The organism is Rhodococcus sovatensis (assembly GCF_037327425.1).
In the GTDB taxonomy this organism is placed as follows: domain Bacteria; phylum Actinomycetota; class Actinomycetes; order Mycobacteriales; family Mycobacteriaceae; genus Rhodococcoides; species Rhodococcoides sovatense.
In genome coordinates this window covers 3496707-3519368 of sequence record NZ_CP147846.1, presented here as the reverse complement: position 1 = coordinate 3519368, position 22662 = coordinate 3496707, and the positions used below count along the sequence as shown (strand labels likewise).

Sequence of the window (22662 nt, the reverse complement as noted above, 5' to 3'; positions counted from 1 at the left end):
GTCAGGAATCTCCGCGATCGCGGTAACGCACCTGGGGAACCGGATGCGGCGGGATATGCGCACTGGTGGGGGTGCCGCCTCGCGGAGACGAGTACGGGTCCACCTCGGGTGGCCGGGGAACGCGTGGAGCCTGCGGTCTCGGAGTGGGTCGACGAGGCGGTTCGGACGCTGATCGATCGGGACGGTACGGATCTGCAGCGGGCCGGTCGTACTGAGGCTCGAGCCGTTCCCGACGTGCCCGGCGGCTTTCGCTCGGCCCTGCCGGTTCGCTTCTTCGCCGACGCTCCGCTGATTCGTTGGTTCTGTTGTGTTCGGCGCCCCTGGGGTCGGGCACGGCCGTCGCGGCTCCGCGAGGGCGAACCTCCGGCTCGCGGGCACGGTCGTCCTTGGACTGCCCGCGAGTGTGCGAGGCGCGCTTGTCCTTGGTGCGGTCGCGCTTCGCGCGCGTGGCAGCCCCTGCAGGTGCGTGGGTCGCCTGCCTCTTCAAGAAAATGCGTGCTGCTCCGACTGCGATCGCCAGAACCGATCCGAGAAGCATCAGCGGAAAGCGGTTGACCAGCGGAATCGCGACGTTGAGCAGGATGTCCTTGACTCCGGTGCCCGGATTTTCGGTGAAGTACTGATACGACAGCGGCACGGCGACGAACAGGATCAGCGGCGCCTGGACCATGGCAGTGAACAAACCGCGATAGCGGACCAGTACGACCGCTGCGACGGTTCCGATGATGTACAGGCACGCGAACGCCGACGTCAGCTCGGTTCCGCGTGCAGCATCGATGACGAAACCTAGAAATGTTGCGCCGACGGCGATCGCCACTGCCCCCCAAGCAGGGACGCCGGGCACAGACGCGAGCGCTGAACGTTGGTCCAGCGGTACCCCGGAACGGGCACGTTGGGAGGTAGACACCCATCGAGGTTAGCGGCTGTTCATCCCACTGCGTCGCTGACATGACCGAACTGCCCGACCGAGTGCGACGAATCGGACGTTCGGGGCCTTCCGTCGACTCGCCGCACATCGACCACATCGGCATCGAACAGCTCGAGTTCGTGGAGCTTGCGAGCGGTGACGCCGACGCGCGCGTCCACGGATGACACCGTCGCGTTGAACGAGTCGACTGCCTTGCCGATATGCCCTCCGAGCTTGTCGAGATGCGTGGACACCACACCGAGTCGGGTGTACAGCTCACGGCCGAGCTGTTGGATCCGTGCGGCGTCCTCGGCCAGTGACTCCTGCTTCCACGTATAGGCCACGGTCCGCAGAAGTGCGACCAACGTGGTGGGCGTGGCAAGAATCACGTTTCTCGTGAAGGCGTACTCCAGTAGCGCCGAGTCCGACGTCAATGCGGCGTCCAGGAACGGGTCGCCGGGCACGAACAGGACGACGAACTCGGGCGTCGGCTCGAACGATCTCCAGTACTCTTTGGCCGCCAGCTGATCCACATGGGTGCGCAGATGGCGAGCATGACGCGTCATCTGCTTGTCTCGCTTGTCTGGATCCTCCTCCTGGGCGGCGTCGAGATATGCCGCGAACGGGACCTTGGCGTCGACGACGATCTGGCGGCCACCGGCGAGCCGAACGATCATGTCCGGCCTGACGCCGTTCCTGGCGACCTGGGTGTCGAAATCGCAATGCTTGACCATGCCGGCGAGTTCGACGACCCGTTCCAATTGCATCTCGCCCCATCGACCACGAATCTGCGGCGCGCGTAACGCGGTGACCAACTGGGAGGTCTGCGTCGACAACTGCACCGACGCGCGGTGCATGCCCGTGACCTGCTCGCTGAGCCCGGCATAGGCCCGGATTCGATTGTGTTCGACCTGGCGCACATGTTCGGTGAGCGCGTCTACCGCATCGTGCAGCGGCTCGACCAGATGAGACACCTGCTGGCCGATTGCACCAGAATGCCGCCTGGCGGAATCCTCGTTGACGGCCGCGAGCGAACGACGAAGAAGCGCTTCGTTGTCGCGAAGTGCCGCCAGCTGAGCTTCGGCTCGAACAGCCCGGTCCCCGACCCTCGACGCATGCAGCAACCACCCGATCACGCCCCCGAGGACGAGGGCGAAGATCATGCCGAGTGCCGTGAGTGCGTTCATGTTCGACGATGATGCACGAGGGCACCGACAGGTTCGGCCGACTCCTGGGGGTCCGCCCCAGTGGCGTCCGGGGGCTCCGCCCCAGTGGCACGGTTGAGGTTCCTCTGGTGCACTTGTTCGTGCCACTGGGGCGGAGCCCCCATTCCTGGTAACCGGGCCGACACCCGACAGGCCGCGGTGGTTGGCGGAGTTTGTCGGTGTCTGCCGATAGCGTCCTATTTCATGAAGATCCTGCACACCTCGGACTGGCACATCGGTCGCACGTTCCACGGCACCGACCTGCTCGCCGACCAGGCTGCCGCGCTGACGGCCATCGCGGATCTGGTTGCAGCGCACGGAATAGACGTCGTCGTCGTGCCGGGTGACATCTACGACCGCGCGGTTCCCAGCGCCGATGCCGTGCTGGTGTGCAACAAGGGCCTGGAAGCCATCCGCGCAGCAGGCGCAGTCATCGTCGCCACGTCTGGAAATCACGATTCGCCCGCGAGACTCGGAGCAGGAGCCGCATTCGCTGCGGCCGGTGGGCTTCATCTGATGACGCGCGTCGGCGAGGTCGGCACCCCAGTCCTCGTCGACGACGAGTTCGGGCCCGTCGCGTTCTACGGAATTCCTTACCTGGAGCCGGAAACCACGCGGTTCGAGCTCGACATTCCCGCTGCGCGCAGCCACGCAGAGGTACTAGAAGCGGCCATGGCACGGGTCACTGCCGATCTCGACGAGCGCCGCAGTGACGGAATCTCGGTCAGATCCGTTGTGCTGGCTCATGCTTTCGTCGTCGGCGGCGAGTCGACGGGTTCCGAGCGGTCCATCTCGGTGGGAGGCGTCGAGACCGCGCCTGCATCGGCATTCGACGGTGTCGACTACGTTGCGTTGGGGCACTTGCATTCTCCGCAGGCATTGACCGATCGAGTTCGATACTCCGGCTCGCCGCTTCCGTATTCGTTCGGCGAGCGCAGCCACAGGAAAGCCGTTTGGATCCTCGAACTCGACGAGAACGGCTTGGCAGGTGTCGAACGCGTCGATCTTCCGATTATCCGTGGGCTCAGTCGAATCGAGGGCACCGTCGAGGAACTGCTGACCGACGAGCGCTTCATCGACGCCGAGGACCACTACGTGTCGGCCGTTCTCACCGATCCGGTACGCCCGGTGGACGCCATGCGTTCGTTGCAGGCCAGATTCCCGCACGCAATTCACCTCGAATGGAACCGTCCCGCTGAAGATTCGAGCCTTCGCTACCGTGACCGGGTGCGCGGGCGTACCGACAGCGAGATAATGGCCTCGTTCGTGACCGATATGAGGAGTACGCCCACAGCCAGCGAAATTCTGCTCCTCGAGCGCGCACTGGCAAGCGTGCACCAGGACGAGGTCACTGCCGACAGCGTGACCGGGCAGTACGACCTGTTCGGGAAGTCTGCGTGAGACTGCACAAGCTCGAAATCACAGCGTTCGGGCCATTTGCCCGCACCGAAACCGTCGACTTCGACGCTCTCGGCGCGGACGGCTTGTTCTTGCTGCACGGGCAGACGGGTGCCGGGAAGACGACGATTCTCGACGCGGTCGCATTCGCGCTGTACGGAACGGTTCCCGGGGCACGCAAGGACGGCAAACGGTTTCTGTCCGACCATGCCGAGCCCGGGGCTGTTCCGACCGTGATGCTCGACGCGACCCTCGGCGGTCGCCGAGTGCGGATCACCCGCAGCCCCGAGTTCTTCCGGCCCAAGAAGCGCGGGGCCGGAACGACCAAACAGAACGCCAAAGCGGCGCTGACCTGGTTGGACGGCACTGGTCAAAACCTGACGAGGCTCGACGAGATCGGTGATGCCGTCGGCACGGCACTCGGGATGAGTGCCGACCAGTTCTTTCAGGTCGTGCTGCTTCCGCAGGGTGAGTTCGCGCGGTTTCTGCGGGCAGACAGTGACGAACGCGGGAACCTACTCGAGCGGCTCTTCGACACCAGCAGGTTCGGCGACATAGAGGAGTGGTTCGCAGACGCGCGTCGCGCGAGCGCGGCTGCGTTGGAGACCAGTCGTATCGCGACAGACAAACTGCTGGGCCAAATTTCGACGGCATCGGGTGAGGACGAGCAACACGATCGGGTGCCGGTCGAGTGGGCGAGCGACGTACTCGACGCCTCCCGCGCGGCACTGAACCAATCCGCGCAGGCGCTGGCGCTCGCCAGGATCACGTCGGACACCGCAGTAGTCACCCTCAGGGAACTCGAAACCACTCGGGACCTGCAACAGCGCAGAACCGTTGCACGCGAACAGTATGCGCAGTACGAGGCGGGCACAGCCGAACGAGCCGCGCTGCGTCTGGAGCTCGAACGGTCGGCCGCGGCCGGACCCGTCGCGGCCTTGGCCGCCGAAGTCGACGAGTCCACGCGGCGACATACCGCCGCCTCGGCAGCGTCCGATCGTGCCTACCGAGCCCTCGCGCAACTCGACGGATCGGAGGCGGTAACGGAGGGACTCTGCACGTCGGGGACGGACTTCGTCGCCGATCGCACAGTCGTCGCGACCGCCGTTCGTGCGTGGACCACCGAGGTCGGGGCGCTCGAACAGCTTCGTATCCTCGTCCGCCGCGCCGAGAGTGAGGAAAGGACGGCGCAGCAGCTGGCGGCAGAACTCGCCACCGTCGAGCGTGCTGTCGAAACCATGCAGTCGGAGCGGGCTACGCTTCCCGACGCGATCGACGCCGTGGAAGCCGCGGTGCACTCCGCTGTTCATGCGGCCGCAGAGATTCCGGCGCTCGACGTCGAACGCACGCGCATCGGAAAGGCGGTGGAAGCGGCCGTCGAGCTGTCGAAGACGCGCACGAAGCTTGCGGCCGCGGAGAAAGCACACGCCAGCGCAAAATCCGCCTTCAACGACGCCCGTGCGCACACCCTCGACCTGCGCGAGCAGCGCCTGGAAGGGATGGCTGCAGAGCTCGCATCACGACTCGTCGACGGTCAGCCCTGCGTGGTGTGCGGCTCGGAAGAGCATCCCGCGCCGACGCAGGCAACCGAGTCGACGGTCACCAAGGAGGACGAGGATGCGGCCGCGGCCCTCGAACACCGGGCTGCGGCGCTCACCGAGAAGAAGGCAGCGCTTGTCCTGGATCTCGTGCGGGCTCGGGACTCGCTCGTCCAGCAGTCGGGGGACCGCGACAGCACACAGCTGGTCGAGGCACTCGGCACCGTCGATGCGGCGCTGAAGAAGGCCAGGACCGAGGCCGCGCAGCTCGACCCACTCCGGGCGCGGCTGACGCACTTGCGCAGCGAGGACCAGCGTATCGCCGCAGCTATCGGTGAAAAACAGTCTGTTGCAGCAGGTCTCGCGGCACGGGCGACGCAAGTCCGCGCGTCGGCTCAGGAGATGCGGTCGAGGATCGCCGCTGCCGTGGATGGCGCGGAAAGCATCGATCAGAGACTCGCGCGTTTGGAAGAACTGATCACGTTGTCGACCGATCTGGTCGACAAGCGCGTCGCCGCGGCCGGATCGGCAACCGAGCTGCAGAAGCTCACCGACGCGCTTGCAGCGAAGGTTGCGGAATCGGGCTTCGACTCCGCCGCCGATGCTGCTCAGCGGGTAGTCCCACCCGCGCGAATCGCATCGATCGAGAAGCATCTTGCGGATGCCAACGATGTGCGGGCTCACGCCGAGCAGGTCCTCGCCGAACCAGCGATCCTCGCCGTCGCGGATACCGAGCCGGTGGACACGGTTGCGGCCAAGAATGCCGTCGACGCCGCCTCGACCCAATTGCATGCCGCAGTGGCCGCGCACGCCGAATGCAAGCGTCGCGTCGAACAGTTGGAAGACCTGACCGCACAGCTGTGGGCAGCGGTGGATCGGGTCGCGCCCATGCAGGCCAAGCACGAGGAGCTCGCCGCGTTGGCGGACGTCGTCGCAGGTCGTGGGCAGAACGCACGCAAGATGTCCTTGCGGTCGTACGTACTGGCTTCTCGGTTGGAGGATGTTGCCGAGTCTGCGTCGGCTCGGCTGCGTCGGATGTCATCGGGTCGGTACGAGTTCGTGCATTCGGACGAGGCCGAATCACGGGGGCGGCGAGGTGGTCTCGGTCTCGATATCCGTGACGACTACACAGGTGTCGTCCGTTCGGCCAAGACGCTGTCCGGGGGCGAGTCCTTCCTCGCCTCATTGTCGCTGGCGCTCGGTCTCGCAGACGTCGTCGCCGCGGAATCCGGCGGTGTCGTACTGGACACGATCTTCATCGACGAGGGCTTCGGCACGCTCGACGCCGACACGCTGGAGTCCGTCATGGGCGTCCTCGACGAGCTTCGTGCAGGCGGACGGGTCGTCGGCATCGTCAGTCACGTCGACGAGATGCGCCAACGCATTCCGAGCCGCCTGCACGTCATTAGGGAGCGGGACGGATCGAGGCTTCAGCTCTTCGCTGCGTCCTGATCAGAGTCCTCGTCGTCCGTCACCAGATCTGCGGGATCGGGCGCCTGATCCTCCAGCTCTTCCTGATCGACTTCGTTGGAATGCTTGTCGATCTGCTCCGAGACGTACCGGATAAGTACCGCAGCGACTGCTGCAGCCGGTACCGCGAGGAAGGCGCCGATGATGCCGAACACCGAGCTTCCCCCGGTGACCGCGAGCAGCACGATCGCTGGGTGCAGGTTCATGCTGCGGCTCTGCAGGATCGGCTGCAGGACGTTGCCCTCGAGTTGCTGAACAGCCAGGATGATGATCAACACGATGAGGGCTGTCGTCGGACCGTTCGCCACGAGCGCGACCAACACCGCCAACGCGCCGGCAACGAATGCACCGACGATCGGGATGAAGCCGCCGAGGAAGGTCAGCGTCGCGAGAACGAGTGCCAGTGGTACACCGAGGATTACGAGTCCGAGGCCGATGAAGAACGCGTCGATCAGACTTACGACTGCCTGTGTGCGAATGAAACCGCCGAGCGTTGCCCACATTCTGGCGAGGATCTCGGCGAGGTGACTTCCTGCGCGGCCACCGGCGAATCCGTGCAGCCACGGAATGAACTTGAGGCCGTCCTTGACGAAGAAGAACGTCAGCACCAGAACCAGTGCGAGTGTGATCAGGATGGAACCTGCCGCCGACACACCGGTGAACACGCCCGACGCGATTGCGGTGCCGCTGTCCTGAAGCCTCGATGTGATCGCTGAGACAGCATTGTCGATCTGCTCGTCCTGCAGGTTGATCGGCGGGCCCTTCAGCCAATTCTGGACCTGCGATACACCTTCCGACGCCTTGTCGACGAGTTCCGGAGCCGAGTCGGCGACCGACGGGACGATCAGTGTGATGATTCCGCCGATGACGAGAAAGAAGACGACGAGCGAGGCGGACGCGGCCAGCGCCGGGGGGAGCCCGACGCGCATCATCCACTTCGTGGGCGGCCACAGCACCGTCGCTACGATGATGGCCAACAACGCGGGCAGGATGATCACCCACAGAGCCGAGATCAACCACCCCAGAACCCACGCGCCCGCAGCGACGGAAACCAGAATCAGCGACCACTTCGCCAACCAGATCCCGCCGACACCGATGAGATCACCCCGATCGCGCCCGAGCTTCGTCTCGGGCGCTGCCTGCTCAGTCACGTCATAGTCCTCACGTCGTGCCACTCTGCGGGCTGCAGTACTCGCTGTACCCGAGTGACTCTAACGTCTGAGGGCGTCACGTCACCGCCCGACGGCCTCGTGTGCAAGAAGCCATTGCTTGGCCGGCAGACCCCACCGAAACCCGCCCAGCGCTCCGCCGATCCGGAAGACCCGATGGCACGGCACGAACAGCGCGGCCGCATTGCGCGCACAGGCGGATGCTGCCCCCCGAATGGCGGCGGGCCGTCCGGCCAAAGCTGCGAACTCCGAATACGTGATCGGCGAACCGGCGGGTACGTCACGAAGAACCTTCCACGCATGGACGAGGAACTCACCTGATTGCTGCGCAACCGGTACGTCGTCGATTGCCCCCAGCTCTCCGCGGTGATAGTTCTCAACCGCGCGCGTGACGCTGCCGAGATCGCCCGTCTCGCGGACGTCGGTCGGGCGAAGCGACGCATGAATCAACGGCCTCAATTCGTCCACCTCGGCTGTCCAGCCGGAGGCAAGAACGTGGCCCTCGGCGTCGACGATCGTCGTGAACGGTCCGATCGGAGTGATGGTGGTGGTAAATGCAGCAGTCATAGTCCCCTTCTTTCCAAGGCAATGCTCCACAGGTGCATCGAGACGTAGGAACGCCACGGTGCCCAGCGGTTCGAATCGGTCAGAGTCATCCCGAGTGCTTCGGCGCCCTGACGGACGACGAGATCGGTGTCGAGTAGAACATCGGGGTCGGCGAGCATGCGCATGACGACGTACCGCGCTGTCCACGGTCCGATCCCTTTGAGCGAGAGAAGATCTCGTTCGAGCTCCTCGGCAGGGAGAGCGGTATGGAGAACGATCTTGCCCGACGCCAACGCCTCGGCAACACCGATGATCGCCTTCACCCGAGCCGTCGGGCCGGTCAGTACCTCGTGACCATGCTCGGCGATGGCCTCGGACGTCGGAAAGAGCCTGGTTATGTCGCCGCCGAGTGGATCGTCGATCGGTGCGCCCAGTGCCTCGACCAGTCGGGCTGTGTGCGTTGCCGCTGCGCGGAGTGAGATCTGTTGGCCGATCATCGTGCGCAGCAGCAGCTCGTCACCGTCCACGTTTCCCGGTACTCGAATTCCTCTGTGTGCTGCGATGTTCGGTGCAAGAGCTGGATCCTCGCTCAACGCGGCGTCGACGGCCTCCGGGTCGGCGTCGAGGTCGAGAAGGTGACGGACGCGTGCGACGGCTGGGGCGAGATCGCGCATGTCCTGCAAACTCAGGGTCGTGTCGACGTAACCGTCTTCGATGCGTAACCCGACGATGGCGTGTCCATGAGGCAGTCGAAGCGAGCGGCGATACAACCTGTCCGTGTAGCTTTCGGTGCAGGGTACGGCGTGCCCACTGAGGAACCATTCGAGCCATCCGCGATCCATAGGTTGCCGGTAGGGGAGACGAACGGTCACCGTTCCGTCGGCGACAACAGTCTTCTTTCTCGTTGCTTCCTGACGCAGTGTGGAGGGATTGACAGCGAACACTTGTCGCACGGTGTCGTTGAATTGGCGGACGCTCGAGAATCCGGATGCAAACGCAATGTCGCTCATCGACATGTCCGTCGTCTGGATGAGAGTCCGTGCAGTGTGGGCTCGGTGTGCGCGTGCGAGCGCGAGGGGTCCGGCGCCGATCTCGGCCGTCAACACCCGGGTAAGTTGGCGTGTGGAATAGCCCAGGGTATGCGAGAGCGAGTCGACCCCACCTCGCTCGACGGCACCGTCGGAGATCAGTCGCATAGCCCGAGAGGTCAGGTCCGAGTGAATGTTCCAGCGCGGTGAACCCGGAGTGGCATCGGGCTGACACCGCCGGCATGCGCGGTAGCCCTCTTGCTGTGCGGCGGCGGCCGTCGGGACGAACGAGACGTTCTTGGCCTTGGGCGTGGTCGCCGGGCACGACGGGCGACAGTAGATGCCCGTCGTGCGCACGGCGGTGAAGAACTGCCCGTCGAAACGGGTGTCCCGTGCAGAAACGGCGCGATAGCACCGGTCGAAGTCCAACTCCATGGACTCCACTGTGTCATCGCTGATCGAGGGTTGCTAGCGGGAATCGGACACGACCGTGCCGCCGCCGTCGGCAATCAGCAGCAGCGAGGGCCGGGTTTGGCGTCTGCCTCCGCGTAGCGGTCCCGCCAGAACTGACGTTCCGACGGAACCGCTTCACCGGGATGCACTCTGCTCATGTGGGCTACATAGCGTTCGTAGTCCTTGTCGCCCATGAGCGAAGTGATCCACCACCAGAGTCCGCGCATGTCAGTGGTGACCTGCGTGTGCGGCGCCCGGCGCTCGGACGGTGCCGTCCTCGATCAACTTGTTCCACTCGCTCTGGATCTCCCTCTCGGCCGCGGTCGGGACGAACCCTGCGGGGCCGAAGATCTTCGACGGCACCTCGGGGTCCTCGTTGTCTTCCACTTCGCCGCCCCGTACTGCTTTGATGCACACCAGAGTTCCGGCCGCGACGACGATCAGCACCAGTACCGCGAAGATGATGGAGAGCGTGCCCTGGATGAAGGTGTTGCGAATGACCGCATCGATGGCCTCGGCCGTTTTCGCGGTCTGGAACTCGGTCAGACCCTGATTCTTCGCTTCGACGAACAAGCTGTGTTGCTTCCAGTAACCGATGGCCGGAATGTCGGAGAAGATCTTCTGGTACGAGGCGGTCATGGTGACGATGAGGTCCCAGACGAGCGGAACTCCCGGAATCCACGCCCACTTGTACAGTCCGCGTTTCACGACGATCGTCATCACCACGGTCAGAGCGATCGCTGCAAGCAGCTGGTTGGCGATGCCGAACAGTGGGAACAACGTGTTGATGCCGCCGAGCGGATCGGTGACGCCCATGAGAAGGATTGCGCCCCACGCTGCAACGACGATGAACGAGCACACCCATGCGCCGGGCCGCCATGACGGATCCTTGAACTTCTTCGCCGTCGAACCCGGCAGGTTGCCGATGCTGTCGGAGAGCATGAAGCGCGCGACGCGTGTTCCAGCGTCCACCGTGGTGAGGATGAACAGCGCCTCGAACATGATCGCGAAGTGGTACCAGAAGGCCTTCAGACCTGTCCCGCCGAACACCTGATGCAGTACCTCGGACATTCCGAAGGCCAGCGTCGGCGCGCCGCCGGTGCGGGAGATGATGGTTTCCTCGCCGACGTCGGTGGCCGCCTGTTGTAGCTCGTCGGCGGTGATGTTGCCACCGCTGATGGGGAGACCATTGACGTAATCTGCTGCTGTCTCGGGGGTTCCGCCCGTGAGGGTCGCGGGGGCATTGAGTGCGAAGTAGATGTGCTGGTCCAGAACGCACGCGGTGATGAGTGCCATGATTGCTACGAACGACTCGGTCAGCATTCCGCCGTACCCGATCATCCGCATCTGCTTTTCCTTCTCGAGCAGCTTCGGTGTGGTACCGGAGCTGATCAGAGCGTGGAAGCCCGAAAGTGCGCCGCAGGCAATGGTGATGAACAGGAACGGGAACAGCGAGCCGGCGAATGCAGGGCCGTTGCCCTCGGTCGCGAACGTCGTCATCGCAGGCATCTGAATCGCCGGTTGGGCGATGAGGATCCCGACAGCCAGCAGCGCGATGGTGCCGATCTTCATGAACGTCGACAGGTAGTCGCGCGGTGCCAGCAGCAGCCAGACTGGAAGGATCGATGCGGCGAGGCCGTATGCGATGAGGCACCACGCCACGGTGACTTTCGAGAGGGTGAACCAGTCGGTGCCCCACTCGGTCTCGGCCACCCAGCCGCCCGAGACGATGGCCAGGAGAAGCAACGCAACGCCGATGAGCGAGACCTCGGATACCTTGCCAGGACGGAGGTAGCGCAGGTAGACACCCATGAACAGTGCGATGGGGATGGTGAGCGCGATGGAGAAGACGCCCCACGGGCTTTCGGCCAGGGCGTTGACCACGACGAGTGCGAGCACGGCGATCAGGATGATCATGATGACGAATACGCCGACGAGTGCGGCGACGCCGCCGACGACACCCAGTTCGTCGCGGGCCATCTGGCCGAGGCTGCGGCCGCGTCGACGCGTCGAGATCCACAGCACCAGGAAGTCCTGGACGGCGCCTGCGAACACGACGCCGATGATGATCCACATCGTTCCTGGCAGGTAACCCATCTGAGCTGCCAGCACGGGGCCGACAAGGGGGCCCGCGCCCGCGATGGCGGCGAAGTGGTGACCGAACAACACGCGACGGTCCGTCGGCATGTAGTCCTTGCCGTTTTCGAGGATTTCCGCGGGTGTGGCCCGATCGTCTCGTGGATGGACGATCTTGTTCTCGATCAATCGGGCGTAGAAGCGAAACGCGAAAATATAGGTACAGACAGCGGCGATCACGAACCAGACGGAGTTGGGATTCTCGCCGCGCACGATCGCGACGATGGTCCACGCGACACCGCCGAGGAGGCCGATGAGGACGAACAGTATTCGTTTGGCCGGAGTCATCGGACTCTTGTCGACTACTCCGACCGGGGGCAGATCCGCATCGGTCTTCAACAACTCGATGTTCGGATCGTCTGCCGCTTTCAATGCCATGGGGACCGCTTTCAGCATCGGTGATGTGACAGCGATCACTGTAAACCGTCGGGGTGACACCCGACGCCATTCTCGCCCTACGTGCGATCAAAGGTTCCGAAACTGCGCCGAGCGGAAAAGTGGGTCAGCTGCCCAAGGCGTCGTCGACGGCCCGCGCGCTCAGTACCTGGTCCAATACCATTGCTGCGCTGCCGATGACCCCTGAGAAGTCGCCGTGCGTCGTGGCTTGGATGGTCAGTGCTTTGGTGGCGAGGGCGGTCGCGTTTCCGTAGACGGTCTCACGTAACCCGGCGACGAAGATGTCGTAGGCCTTGGCCATGTCGCCGCCGACGATGAGTACCTCGGGGTTGAGCAGGTTCACGGCCCCGGCCAGTGTTTCACCGATGTGGCGTCCGCTGTCGCGGATCAATCGACGTGCTTCGGGATCGCCGCTCACCGCGAGGTCGACGACGCCCCGGATGTGGCCGACGTCTCGCCCTTGCTCGCGGAGTGTTCGTACCAAAGCCCAGCCGCCGGCGATTGCCTCCAGGCAACCGCTGTCACCGCACCTGCAGGCGACGCCTGCTGCGGCTGCAGTCTTGGTGTGTCCGAATTCTCCTGCTGCTCCGAGTGATCCACGTTGCAGGGCACCGCCCGCTACAATTCCGGCACCGAGGCCCGTCGAGGCCTTGACCAGTAACGCGTCCTGGAATCGATCACGGTTGTCTCGACGTTCCGCGAGGACCATCGCATTGGCGTCGTTGTCGAGAAAGACCGGCGCCGACGTGGTCTCTGCGAAAAACGGAGCGAGCGGCACGCCGTCCCAGCCGTGCATGATCGGTGAGTCCAGGCTGCAGCCTCGCTCGGTGTCGGCGGTGCCGGGGATGGACAGACCGACCCCGAGGACGCGGTGTCCGGCACGGCCGGACTCGTCGAGCAATGCTTGGAGGCGCTTGGTGATCTGAGGCATCAACTCGTTCGGGCCGACGCCGATCTCCTGGTCGACGGTGTCGCTCGCGAGGAATTCACCGCCGAGGGTGAAAACGCCCAACTGTGAGCGACTGCGGCCGATCGCGGCGGCGAGTACGACACCTGCGTCCACGTCGAAAGACAGTCGCGCCGGCGGTCGTCCGCCTGTCGAATGTGTGTCCTCGGTTTCGATGATCAACCCGAGGCTGGCGAGCGCGGCGACGCGGGAGGCCACCGCCGAGCGTGAGAGGCCGGTGACCTTGCCGAGTTCAGCGCGCGTATCTGCCTCGCCGTCGCGAACGAGCGCGAAGATTTCGCCTGCTGTTGCAGGCGGCGCGCTCGGGCGTGGCGTGGTCATATACGCCATTCAACCAACAAGCAACTTTTGCGGCAACAGCCTAAGGATCCTCACTTATAACTTCAAAAAACCTAAGTTGAGTTGTCGAACCACGTAAGTGGCTCTAGGGTGGGTGATGAGAGACCGAACATCGGAGATACTCATGGACACACTTCACCCGGTTCTGCGTCAGGTCACCGACCGCATCGCGGACCGCAGCCAGTCCGAACGATCCGCCTACCTCGATCGAATCGCAGCCGCAGGAGACAAAGGGCCAGCCCGTGGCCGTCTCGCCTGCGCCAATATCGCCCACGGCTTCGCTGCCTCAGGCACAGCCGACAAAAAAGCGCTCCGCGGAATGGTCAAGCCCAATATCGCGATCGTCTCCGCCTACAACGACATGCTGTCGGCGCACAAGCCGTTCGAGACGTATCCGGCCGTGCTGAAGAAGTCGGTCATCGACGCCGGCGGCATCGCGCAGTTCGCCGGTGGCGTCCCGGCCATGTGCGACGGCATCACGCAGGGCCGCGATGGCATGCAACTTTCGCTGTTCAGCCGCGACATCATCGCGATGTCGACCGCAATTGCGTTGTCCCACGACATGTTCGACGCCACCCTCATGCTCGGGGTCTGCGACAAGATCGTCCCCGGAATGCTCATCGGCGCATTGAGTTTCGGTCATTTGCCTGCGGTGTTCGTGCCCGCGGGGCCGATGACGTCCGGACTGCCCAACGGCGAGAAGGCGAAAGCCCGCCAACTGTATGCCGAGGGCAAAGTGGGCCGTGAGGTCCTACTGGATGCCGAGGCCGCGTCGTACCACGGCAGCGGTACGTGCACGTTCTTCGGAACGGCGAATTCCAATCAGTTGCTCATGGAGGTCATGGGCCTACACCTGCCGGGATCGTCGTTCGTCAACCCGGGAACTGCGATGCGCGACGCCCTGACTCGCGAGGCCGCACACGTCGTGACCGGCCTGACCTCGTTGGGTGAGAACTACACGCCGGTAGGGGAAGTCGTCGACGTAAAGTCGATCGTCAACGGCTGCGTCGCGCTTCTGGCAACCGGAGGCTCGACCAATCACACGATGCACCTCGTCGCCATTGCCAGGGCCGCGGGCATCACGTTGACCTGGCAGGATCTATCCGATCTGTCCGCTGTCGTGCCGTTGATGGCCAGGATCTATCCGAACGGCAAGGCCGACGTCAACCACTTCCACGCAGCGGGTGGCCTCGGTTTCGTCATCGGATCACTTCTGGACGCGGGACTCCTGCACGAGGACGTCAAAACCGTTGCCGGACCGGGTCTTCAGAGATACACGCAGGAACCCAAGTTGGACGGCGACGGCGTGATGTGGCAGGACGGCACTCGAATCAGCCACGACAACAGCGTGTTACGTGGAGCAAACGAGCCGTTCAGTGCCGACGGCGGACTGAAGATGCTGACCGGTCCGATCGGAAAATGCGTTATCAAGACTTCCGCATTGGCTCCCGAACATCGGGTGGTCACCGGACCAGCGCGAGTGTTCGACGACCAAGCTGACTTCCTCGAGGCGTTCGACGCCGGACTGCTCGACGGCGATTTCGTCGCAGTACTGCGCTACCAGGGCCCGCAGGCCAACGGTATGCCCGAGCTGCACAAGCTCACCCCGGCTCTCGGAATTTTGCAGGACAAGGGACGTTCCGTCGCGCTGATCACGGACGGCCGGATGTCCGGTGCCTCCGGAAAAGTACCTGCGGCAATTCATCTCACGCCAGAGGCTGCGAGTGGGGGACCGATCGCGAAAATTCTCGACGGTGACATCATCACCCTGGACTCTCTCGACGGCACACTGTCGATCGACGTTCCGCTCGCCGAGTTCGAGGCCCGCCCTGTCACCGGGCAAGTCCTGGACAAGGACGAGTGGTCCAGCACCGGTCGTGATTTGTTCTCCGGGATGCGTGCGCTCGTCGGTCCGGCCGACGAGGGTGCGATGTTCGTGATGCGCTGACCCCACTGACCATAGAAAAGGTAAGAACTTGACTGCATCTCTGCTCGACCGCGTTCCCGTCATCCCCGTCGTCGTCATCGATGATCTCGATCACGCTGTACCGATCGCCCGCGCACTGGTCAAGGGTGGAGTGCCCGTCATCGAGCTGACCCTGCGGACTCCCGTGGCGCTCGACGCCATCGAGCGCATCGCTGCCGAAGTTCCCGAGATCCTTGTCGGCGCAGGCACGATCGTCACCCCCGGTCAGGCGAAGCAGGCTGCCGACGCGGGCGCTCAGTTCCTGGTGTCGCCGGGCTGTACCCCGGCGTTGACGAAGGCCATGAGAGATACCGGCTTGCCGCATCTCCCGGGTGCCGCAACGGTGTCCGAAGTGCTCGCCCTCCTCGAAGCCGGCTACACCGAGCTCAAGTTCTTTCCAGCCGAGGCATCCGGTGGCGCCAACTTCCTGAAGTCGATCCACTCACCGATCCCGGCTGCACGCTTCTGCCCGACGGGTGGAATCTCGACCTCCAACGCGTCGGCGTACCTGGCGTTGCCGAACGTCGGATGCGTCGGTGGTTCGTGGCTCACTCCGGCCGCCGTAGTGGCGAACGAGGATTGGGACGCCGTGACCGCCTTGGCCGATGCCACCTCGACGCTGAGGACAACCGCGTAAGTGGGTATTACGCTGCGTCCATGACGGACCCGAATCAGCAGTATCAGCAGTATGCGCCGCCACCGCCGCCTCCGTCCAATGTGGGTTGGGCAGTGGCGGCGGTGCTGTTCTTCTGGCCGCTCGCGTTCTCGGCCTTCACCCACTCCTCGAACGTCTACCCGCGATGGGCCATGGGCGATTTTCAGGGTGCGCAGTACGCGTCGGACCGGGCCAAGAAGCTCGGTCAGATCGCGCTGTGGGTGTGGGTGGCGTTCTTCGTGGTGCTCATCGCCTTCTACGTGGTGTTCTTCGCGATCCTGATCAACACGAGCACCTGGAGTGCGGTGTAGAGCCTTGACCTGAACGCCGCTCGAGGTTTTAGCGTCGACCTCATGGACACACTCGGACTCGGCAGAATCGGCATCTCCATCGACGTCGGCCACTCGTACTTGGACGACGCCTGCGAGCTGGAATCGCTCGGATACTCGTCGCTGTGGCTCGCGGGCGGTCAGATCGATCGGCTCGGACGCCTCGCCGACCTCGTCCACGCGACAGAGTCGGCGAACATCGTGCCCGGGATCGTGCCGGTCGATGTGTACGGTCCTGCCGAGACAGGGGAGTTGTACCAGCAACTGCACTCCTCGGGCAGGTTCGTGCTCGGCCTCGGTGGCCCGCAGACAGCCAAACCGCTCGCTGGTTTGAGCGCATATCTGGACGAACTCGACGTTCCAGCCGACCGGATACTTCTGGCAGCCCTCGGTCCGAAGAAGCTCGACATGGCTCGCACGAAGGCTGCCGGGGCCGTCGCACTGCTCGTCACGCCTGAATACACCGCCAACGCCAGGGCCGTACTCGGTGATGCGACGCTGGTGATAGATCAGTTCGTCGTACTCGGCTCGGATCCTGCGCCTGCTCGCGAAGCGCTGTCCTTCTTGGCCACCGTCCCGGGGTACCGGCAGAACTTCCTGCGCATGGGCTTCACCAGTGACGACGTCGACAATCTCAGTGATCGACTCGTCGACGCCCTCGTCGCGTGGGGGAGCGTCGAGGACATTGCGAGACGCGTCGAGGAGCACCAGAATGCCGGAGCGGACCACGTCGTTCTGGCTCCACTCGGCACCTCGTGCATTGCGGCCGGACGGGCGCTGTCCGAGCTGGTAGCGCCGTCAAAGTAGACTCCATAGACCGTGAGCCTCACCCTCGGAATCGTCGGACTGCCCAACGTCGGCAAGTCCACCCTCTTCAACGCACTGACCAAGAACGATGTGCTGGCTGCGAACTACCCGTTCGCCACCATCGAGCCCAACGTCGGTGTCGTTCCGCTTCCCGATCCCAGGCTCGGCAAGCTCGCCGAGGTGTTCGGATCGGAGAAGCTCGTGCCCGCGCTGGTGTCGTTCGTCGACATCGCCGGCATCGTCAAGGGCGCGTCCGAAGGTGCAGGCCTGGGCAACAAGTTCCTCGCAAACATCCGTGAAGCCGACGCCATCTGCCAGGTGGTGCGGGTGTTCGCCGACGACGACGTCGTGCACGTCGACGGTCGTGTCGACCCGTCTGCCGATATCGAGGTCATCGAGACAGAGCTGGCGATCGCGGATCTGCAGACGTTGGAGAAGGCAATCCCACGCGTCGAGAAGGAAGCGCGGATCAAGAAGGACCGCAAGCCCGCGCTCGACGCTGCACTCGCCGCTCAGGCCGTGCTCAACGAGGGCAAGACGTTGTTCTCGCAGAAGAACAAGCTCGACTTCGAATTGCTCAAGGAGTTCCAGCTCCTCACCACCAAGCCGTTCCTCTACGTCTTCAACGCCGACGAGGGTGTCTTGACCGACGACGTGAAGGTCGGCGAGCTCGCCCGGTCCGTCGCACCGGCGGACGCAGTGTTCCTCGACGCGAAGATCGAGTCCGAACTCCTCGAACTCGACGCCGAATCGGCAGCCGAGCTGCTCGAGAGCGTCGGGCAGACAGAGCCGGGTCTCGACGCCTTGGCCCGTGCCGGCTTCCACACCCTCGGCCTCCAGACCTACCTCACCGCAGGTCCGAAGGAAGCGCGTGCTTGGACGATCCACAAGGGCGACACCGCTCCTCAGGCCGCGGGTGTTATTCACACCGACTTCGAGCGCGGCTTCATCAAGGCCGAAATCGTCAGCTTCGACGACCTCGTCGAGGCCGGATCCATGGCTTCGGCCAAGGCCGCAGGCAAGGTCCGTATCGAGGGCAAGGACTACGTCATGGTCGACGGGGACGTCGTGGAGTTCAGGTTCAACGTCTAGGAACGTTCCGGGACGGATTTACGCCCCAGTTGTGCGTCGTACCGACCTTTCAGCGCACAACGCGGGGGTAAATCGCGATGGTGCGCGGCCAACGGTGCCGCGCTGAATCCCAAACCCCGACCTCAGAACACGAGGTCCGAACCGACGTGCAGCTCGGTCCACTCAATCGGCCGAGCTGTCGGAACGGCGGTCAGGCGGTCTGCGTCGACGAGATCGGGCATGGTCAACCCGGTGACCTCCGCGATGTCTTCGACCGGGACCTGGTAGGTCCGATACGCGCCGAGCGGTGGGATTTCCTGGGCGAAAACGTTCTGGTTCACGATCCGATCGATCCGCCGAACGATGTGGTCTCGGTCGATGTCGTTCTTCGCGTACAGTTCCGGCCCTGCCTGCTGGTTCCGCAGCAGTCGGTTGTCGAGTTGCCAATTGTCGCTTCGCTTGACGTTGCGAAGCTTCGAGCCATCGATGTTCACCGCGGTGACCGCAGCAATTCTGCGGACGGTATCCATCGAGACCGTGAAGTGCGTGTAGCTGAGTTCGGCGAGGTGAAGGTGAAGTGTCCGGACGAATGCCCTTGCGCGGGTCGACCGGGCAGGTGTGTGATTGTCGTCGATTCGGAGCAAACTCTGGCTCGATGACATGAGGGGATCGGAATTGATCGATGTCGAAGGGCTTTCGTACACCTACCGGGGTAGTTCGCGGCCCACTGTGCGCGACATTTCGTTTCGCGTGCGTCCTGGAGAGGTTTTCGGATTCTTGGGGCCGAGCGGGGCCGGCAAAAGCACGGTACAGAAGATCTTGACGGGTCAGCTCGACTCCTTCGATGGTGAGGTTCGGGTCAACGGCCAAGACGTTGCGGGCTGTGGGGCGGAGTACTACGAACACATCGGAGTCGGGTTCGAACTGCCCAATCTCTTCATGAAACTGACCGCGCGCGAGAACCTGAGGTTCTTCGCGTCCTTCTACCGTTCCTCAGTCGATCCTGTCGAGTTGCTGGCGCGGGTTGGACTCGACGCGGACGCCGACAGACGGGTCGAGGACTACTCGAAGGGTATGAAGATGCGTCTGTGCTTCATTCGCGCTTTGCTCCACGACCCGCAGGTCCTCTTCCTCGACTAGCCCACCAGCGGCTTGGATCCCGTCAACGCCAGGCTGCTCAAGGACATCATTTTGGAGCAGAGGGAGCGCGGGAAGGCCGTGTTTCTCACGACGCACAACATGCACGACGCCGACGAACTGTGTGATCAGGTGGCATTTTTCGTGGACGGAACGATTCGGCGGGCCGGCTCGCCCAGGCAATTGCGGACGCAGGATTCGGCGCGCACCGTGGTAGTCGAGTTCCGCGAGGGGGACAGTCTCGCTTCGAAGGAATTCCCTCTGAACGGGCTCGGCACAGACGGCGCCTTTCTCGACCTCCTGCGCACACGCGAACTGATGTCGGTGCACTCTCGTGAGGAGTCCCTCGAGGACGTGTTCGTTGCGGCAACAGGGCGGAAACTGACATGACGCAGACGGTCGCGCGGAGCCGAGGAGACGCTGTACGGACCCTGGTCAACGCGGTCGGTTGGGATCTGCGCCTGCAGCTTCGGCATCAGATCGTCACGGTCGCTGTGCTTGTCACCGTCGCGTACGGCATTGGACTTCGACTGATTCCGGAGGGCTGGCGCGTCGACGTGACCGTGGTGCTGGTCCTGTCCGACCCTACGATGATCGGATTCCTGTTCGTAGGTGCCCTTGTGTTGTTCGAGCGTGGCGCCGGCACACTGAATGCCGTCGTGGTGACGCCCTTGACGCCGGCCTTGTACGTGTGGGCCAAAGCTGTTTCTTTAACGGCGATTTCGGTGTTGTGTGCGCTGACCATGACGGTGATCGGGCACGGCAGGGACTTTCGACCGGCGCCGCTGATCGCGGCGGTCGTTCTGACATCGATGCTCTTCGTGTTCATAGGAATCGCGGCCGTCGTTCGAGTACGCACATTGAACGAATATCTCGTGGTTGTGCCGGTCTTTCTGGTGCCCCTGTACCTGCCGTTGCTCGGCTTTCTCGGACTTGGCGGATCTGCGTTGTACTACCCCCTTCCCACGCAGGCGTCGTTGCTGCTGATCGAGCGGTCGCTGGAGACGCGGCCGGCATGGGAGGCCTTCTATTCCATCGGGCTGCTGGCGATCTCGACTGCGGCAGCTTACTTCTGGGCAGTGCGTTCTTTCAGGGCGTACGTGCGGGGATCGGTGAAAGCGGCATGAACGCCACGAAGATCATCTGGTCGAACGACTTCAGAACCATCATCAGGGACCGGACGGCAGCAGGTCTGCTTCTTGTGCCGCTGATTTTTCTCGTGATACTCAGATTCGGCATCCCAGTGCTGCAGCGGCAGTGGCCCGAGCTGAGTGCGTACACCACCGTTCTGCTGGCGCTCTTCTGTGTCATTGCGGGGATGTTTCCTGCGTTCGTGATGGCGTCGATCATGATCGACGAGCGTGATCAAGGGCTTGTGTCGGCATTCAAGGTTCTACCGCTGTCTGCGGCCCGATTCTTGTGGAGCAGGGTCGCGATGGCAACGGTGCTCGGCCTGCTGTATTCGCTTCTACTCGTGCTCGGTGCGGGCGTGGGATCCTACGGTCTCATACGGGCACTGATGCTCTCGATGCTCTGTGCTGCAGGGGGCGTGGCGGCTCTGCTCGCCGCGGTATCGATCGCCAGGAACAAGATCGAATGTCTTACCACCTTCAAGGCGCTCTTCGTTCTGGCTGCCATGGGAGCGACGGGAGCGTTGGGGAGTTTCGAGGGATGGAATAGAGTGCCGGCCGTACTTCCGACCTACTGGGTTTTCGCCGCATTCGACGCGACCGACTCGAGCGGCTTCGTGGCCACCGCCGCACTGGCCGCACTGCTTTACGCGCTAGTCATCGCAATCGTGTTTCGGCTCTTCCGGCGAAACCTGTTCTGACAGAGGTGACTGTCCAGCGCGCTACTTCTTCCCCCTCAACCGCTTTTCGAGCGGCGTCGGGAAGCTCGGGACAACCGCGGCGCCGTCGAGCAGATCGGTGATTCGGCCCGCTTCGGCGACAACATCCGCAGCCTGAGCCCCGATGTCCTCGAACAACTCCGTCGCCACCTCACCGGCGGGACTGACGGCCCAGCCGCCGACGATGCGGCCGTCCGCCCAGATCGTCGGGCCGATGTTGCCGTAGGTGTCGAACAGCGGCGTCTTGTGCTCGCCGAGGTACCAGTTGCGGTGCTTCCATCCCATCGGTGTCGGATCCAACGCAGGCAACAGCATGACACCGGATGCGTCTCCCGAAATATCAGCGTCGGACAACATGATTCCGTCGCCTTCTGCCAATTCCACGTCGACGGTATCGAGCCCCGCAATCGCCGTGCGAGTCTGCGTCTTGTTCCACCCGGTCCACCACTGGACGTCGTCGACGGTCGCTGGTCCGAACACGTCGAGCCAGCGGCGTACGAGCTCCCTGCGTGCCTCGGCCTCGTCCATCATCGGAATTCCGTCCGGCCACCAATCCTCGATCGGCGCCCACGCGTGGCGTCGGGAAGTCCAGGCTCCGCGCGGTTCGACGCGCACCAGTTTCCCCTCCGCTGCCATCATCACCAGCACCTCAGACGTGACGTACCGCTTGACGTCGTACGACTTGTCGGTCGTCGGGAGGAACGCCGTCTTGAGTAGAGGAACCGCCGCGGAAAGTTCTGCACCGGTGGCAGTCCCGACGGACCTCAACTGTGCGTCCGTCTCCTTTTCCACTGCCGCGAGCCACTTTTCGACGTTCTCGACCACCGGCTCGGTCGGAAGCGTCGACACCTGCTTCTTCAACCGTGCGCGCATCGTTCTCGCGACTCCGAGACTGGCCGCAGCGTGCACGACCGGTACATCGTCGTGCGCAAGGACGAACAACGTGCGACGCATCGCCATGAGTCGCACGAGCGAGCGGCGGTCGTACATCGCGTCACGTACGTCCTCGACGGTCGAAGACCGTGCCCGCGCCAGAACCGAGAGGTACACCGTCGCCGGATCGGTTGCGTGTAGCGCCAACACGGACGACACGACGTCCTCCGGCGATGCGGCGTCTGCGAACTGACGTGTCACGAGTCGGGCTCGGCGTTGGGCGTCGGTGATCTTCACGCACTCATTGTGACGGCAAACTTCTGGCGGGTGACGCGAGTCCGTGGAACGATCAGCCCTGTGATTCCCGAATCCATCTCCGCAGAGCGGCGCAAGGATCTCGTGCGCTTGCGACGCGTGCGTGAC

19 protein-coding genes and 1 pseudogene are annotated in these 22662 nt (G+C 63.7%); 10 read left to right on the top strand and 10 right to left on the bottom strand.

The window, feature by feature from the left end; all coding sequences use genetic code 11:
* Position 1: 1 nt before the first annotated feature.
* Complete coding sequence (locus WDS16_RS16245; protein WP_338886265.1) at positions 2-907, bottom strand: DUF6542 domain-containing protein; 906 nt, start codon at positions 905-907, stop codon at positions 2-4.
* A gap of 20 nt (positions 908-927) precedes the next feature.
* The gene (locus WDS16_RS16240; RefSeq protein ID WP_338886264.1) at positions 928-2094 is read right to left on the bottom strand and encodes a DNA recombination protein RmuC; all 1167 of its coding nucleotides are present in this window, start codon (positions 2092-2094) and stop codon (positions 928-930) included.
* Positions 2095-2316: 222 nt separating this feature from the next.
* Here WDS16_RS16240 and WDS16_RS16235 point away from each other — a divergent pair, with 222 nt between their 5' ends.
* Positions 2317-3513: an exonuclease SbcCD subunit D gene (locus WDS16_RS16235; RefSeq protein ID WP_338886263.1), complete on the top strand. Its 1197-nt coding sequence runs from the start codon at positions 2317-2319 to the stop codon at positions 3511-3513.
* Positions 3510-6500: an SMC family ATPase gene (locus tag WDS16_RS16230; protein ID WP_338886262.1), complete on the top strand. Its 2991-nt coding sequence runs from the start codon at positions 3510-3512 to the stop codon at positions 6498-6500. The genes WDS16_RS16235 and WDS16_RS16230 overlap by 4 nt, the downstream gene beginning before the upstream one ends.
* Here WDS16_RS16230 and WDS16_RS16225 read toward each other — a convergent pair.
* The 6 genes from WDS16_RS16225 to WDS16_RS16200 form a co-directional block, all read right to left on the bottom strand.
* The gene (locus WDS16_RS16225; RefSeq protein ID WP_338886261.1) at positions 6479-7669 is read right to left on the bottom strand and encodes an AI-2E family transporter; all 1191 of its coding nucleotides are present in this window, start codon (positions 7667-7669) and stop codon (positions 6479-6481) included. The two genes, WDS16_RS16230 and WDS16_RS16225, sit on opposite strands and share 22 nt — an antisense overlap.
* A gap of 81 nt (positions 7670-7750) precedes the next feature.
* Complete coding sequence (locus WDS16_RS16220) at positions 7751-8254, bottom strand: methylated-DNA--[protein]-cysteine S-methyltransferase (RefSeq protein ID WP_338886260.1); 504 nt, start codon at positions 8252-8254, stop codon at positions 7751-7753.
* Entirely contained in the window at positions 8251-9696 is a 1446-nt protein-coding gene (locus tag WDS16_RS16215; protein ID WP_338886259.1) for an AlkA N-terminal domain-containing protein, read from the bottom strand. Before WDS16_RS16215 ends, WDS16_RS16220 begins: the two co-directional genes overlap by 4 nt.
* 74 nt (positions 9697-9770) lie before the next feature.
* Positions 9771-9941 (bottom strand): YbdD/YjiX family protein, encoded by a 171-nt coding sequence (locus WDS16_RS16210; RefSeq protein ID WP_338886258.1) that lies wholly within the window; start codon positions 9939-9941, stop codon positions 9771-9773.
* 1 nt (position 9942) lies between these two features.
* Positions 9943-12228: a carbon starvation CstA family protein gene (locus tag WDS16_RS16205; protein ID WP_338886257.1), complete on the bottom strand. Its 2286-nt coding sequence runs from the start codon at positions 12226-12228 to the stop codon at positions 9943-9945.
* Between the two features lie 124 nt (positions 12229-12352).
* A complete protein-coding gene (locus tag WDS16_RS16200) occupies positions 12353-13534 on the bottom strand; it encodes an ROK family transcriptional regulator (protein ID WP_338886256.1) in 1182 nt (393 codons plus the stop codon).
* 142 nt (positions 13535-13676) lie between these two features.
* Here WDS16_RS16200 and edd point away from each other — a divergent pair, with 142 nt between their 5' ends.
* Genes edd through ychF form a run of 5 tightly spaced genes read left to right on the top strand, consistent with a single transcriptional unit; the run spans position 13677 to position 18401 of the window.
* Positions 13677-15500, top strand: coding sequence for a phosphogluconate dehydratase (gene edd / locus WDS16_RS16195; RefSeq protein WP_338886255.1), 1824 nt, complete (start codon positions 13677-13679; stop codon positions 15498-15500).
* A 28-nt stretch (positions 15501-15528) separates the two neighbouring features.
* Complete coding sequence (gene eda / locus WDS16_RS16190) at positions 15529-16155, top strand: bifunctional 4-hydroxy-2-oxoglutarate aldolase/2-dehydro-3-deoxy-phosphogluconate aldolase (protein ID WP_338886254.1); 627 nt, start codon at positions 15529-15531, stop codon at positions 16153-16155.
* 20 nt (positions 16156-16175) lie between these two features.
* A complete protein-coding gene (locus tag WDS16_RS16185) occupies positions 16176-16484 on the top strand; it encodes a CD225/dispanin family protein (RefSeq protein WP_422395677.1) in 309 nt (102 codons plus the stop codon).
* Between the two features lie 42 nt (positions 16485-16526).
* Positions 16527-17309 (top strand): TIGR03620 family F420-dependent LLM class oxidoreductase, encoded by a 783-nt coding sequence (locus WDS16_RS16180; RefSeq protein WP_338886253.1) that lies wholly within the window; start codon positions 16527-16529, stop codon positions 17307-17309.
* A 12-nt stretch (positions 17310-17321) separates the two neighbouring features.
* Positions 17322-18401, top strand: a complete 1080-nt coding sequence (ychF, locus tag WDS16_RS16175) for a redox-regulated ATPase YchF (protein ID WP_068381654.1) — start codon at positions 17322-17324, stop codon at positions 18399-18401.
* A 122-nt stretch (positions 18402-18523) separates the two neighbouring features.
* Here the strand turns inward: ychF and WDS16_RS16170 are convergent, their stop codons facing one another.
* Positions 18524-19042, bottom strand: coding sequence for a DNA/RNA non-specific endonuclease (locus tag WDS16_RS16170; RefSeq protein WP_338886252.1), 519 nt, complete (start codon positions 19040-19042; stop codon positions 18524-18526).
* Here WDS16_RS16170 and WDS16_RS16165 point away from each other — a divergent pair.
* The 3 genes and pseudogenes from WDS16_RS16165 (at position 19041) to WDS16_RS16155 (ending at position 21348) form a co-directional block, all read left to right on the top strand.
* Positions 19041-19907: pseudogene (locus WDS16_RS16165) on the top strand (ABC transporter ATP-binding protein). The gene WDS16_RS16170 and the pseudogene WDS16_RS16165 sit on opposite strands and share 2 nt — an antisense overlap.
* Entirely contained in the window at positions 19904-20644 is a 741-nt protein-coding gene (locus tag WDS16_RS16160; protein WP_338886251.1) for a hypothetical protein, read from the top strand. Before WDS16_RS16165 ends, WDS16_RS16160 begins: the two are co-directional and overlap by 4 nt.
* On the top strand, positions 20641-21348 hold the full coding sequence (locus WDS16_RS16155) for a hypothetical protein (RefSeq protein WP_338886250.1): 708 nt from the start codon (positions 20641-20643) through the stop codon (positions 21346-21348). Before WDS16_RS16160 ends, WDS16_RS16155 begins: the two co-directional genes overlap by 4 nt.
* Before the next feature lie 21 nt (positions 21349-21369).
* Here the strand turns inward: WDS16_RS16155 and WDS16_RS16150 are convergent, their stop codons facing one another.
* Positions 21370-22536 (bottom strand): winged helix DNA-binding domain-containing protein, encoded by a 1167-nt coding sequence (locus WDS16_RS16150; RefSeq protein ID WP_338886249.1) that lies wholly within the window; start codon positions 22534-22536, stop codon positions 21370-21372.
* Positions 22537-22662: the final 126 nt, after the last annotated feature.

Coding starts and splice junctions, on each gene's coding strand:
- WDS16_RS16200 (WP_338886256.1), bottom strand. CDS start 13,534: ATGACCACGCCACGCCCGAGCGCGCCGCCTGCAACAGCAGGCGAAATC.
- WDS16_RS16240 (WP_338886264.1), bottom strand. CDS start 2,094: ATGAACGCACTCACGGCACTCGGCATGATCTTCGCCCTCGTCCTCGGG.
- WDS16_RS16155 (WP_338886250.1), top strand. CDS start 20,641: ATGAACGCCACGAAGATCATCTGGTCGAACGACTTCAGAACCATCATC.
- WDS16_RS16210 (WP_338886258.1), bottom strand. CDS start 9,941: ATGCGCGGACTCTGGTGGTGGATCACTTCGCTCATGGGCGACAAGGAC.
- WDS16_RS16220 (WP_338886260.1), bottom strand. CDS start 8,254: ATGACTGCTGCATTTACCACCACCATCACTCCGATCGGACCGTTCACG.
- WDS16_RS16160 (WP_338886251.1), top strand. CDS start 19,904: ATGACGCAGACGGTCGCGCGGAGCCGAGGAGACGCTGTACGGACCCTG.
- WDS16_RS16205 (WP_338886257.1), bottom strand. CDS start 12,228: ATGGCATTGAAAGCGGCAGACGATCCGAACATCGAGTTGTTGAAGACC.
- WDS16_RS16180 (WP_338886253.1), top strand. CDS start 16,527: ATGGACACACTCGGACTCGGCAGAATCGGCATCTCCATCGACGTCGGC.
- WDS16_RS16170 (WP_338886252.1), bottom strand. CDS start 19,042: ATGTCATCGAGCCAGAGTTTGCTCCGAATCGACGACAATCACACACCT.
- WDS16_RS16215 (WP_338886259.1), bottom strand. CDS start 9,696: ATGGAGTTGGACTTCGACCGGTGCTATCGCGCCGTTTCTGCACGGGAC.
- WDS16_RS16185 (WP_422395677.1), top strand. CDS start 16,176: ATGACGGACCCGAATCAGCAGTATCAGCAGTATGCGCCGCCACCGCCG.
- edd (WP_338886255.1), top strand. CDS start 13,677: ATGGACACACTTCACCCGGTTCTGCGTCAGGTCACCGACCGCATCGCG.
- WDS16_RS16235 (WP_338886263.1), top strand. CDS start 2,317: ATGAAGATCCTGCACACCTCGGACTGGCACATCGGTCGCACGTTCCAC.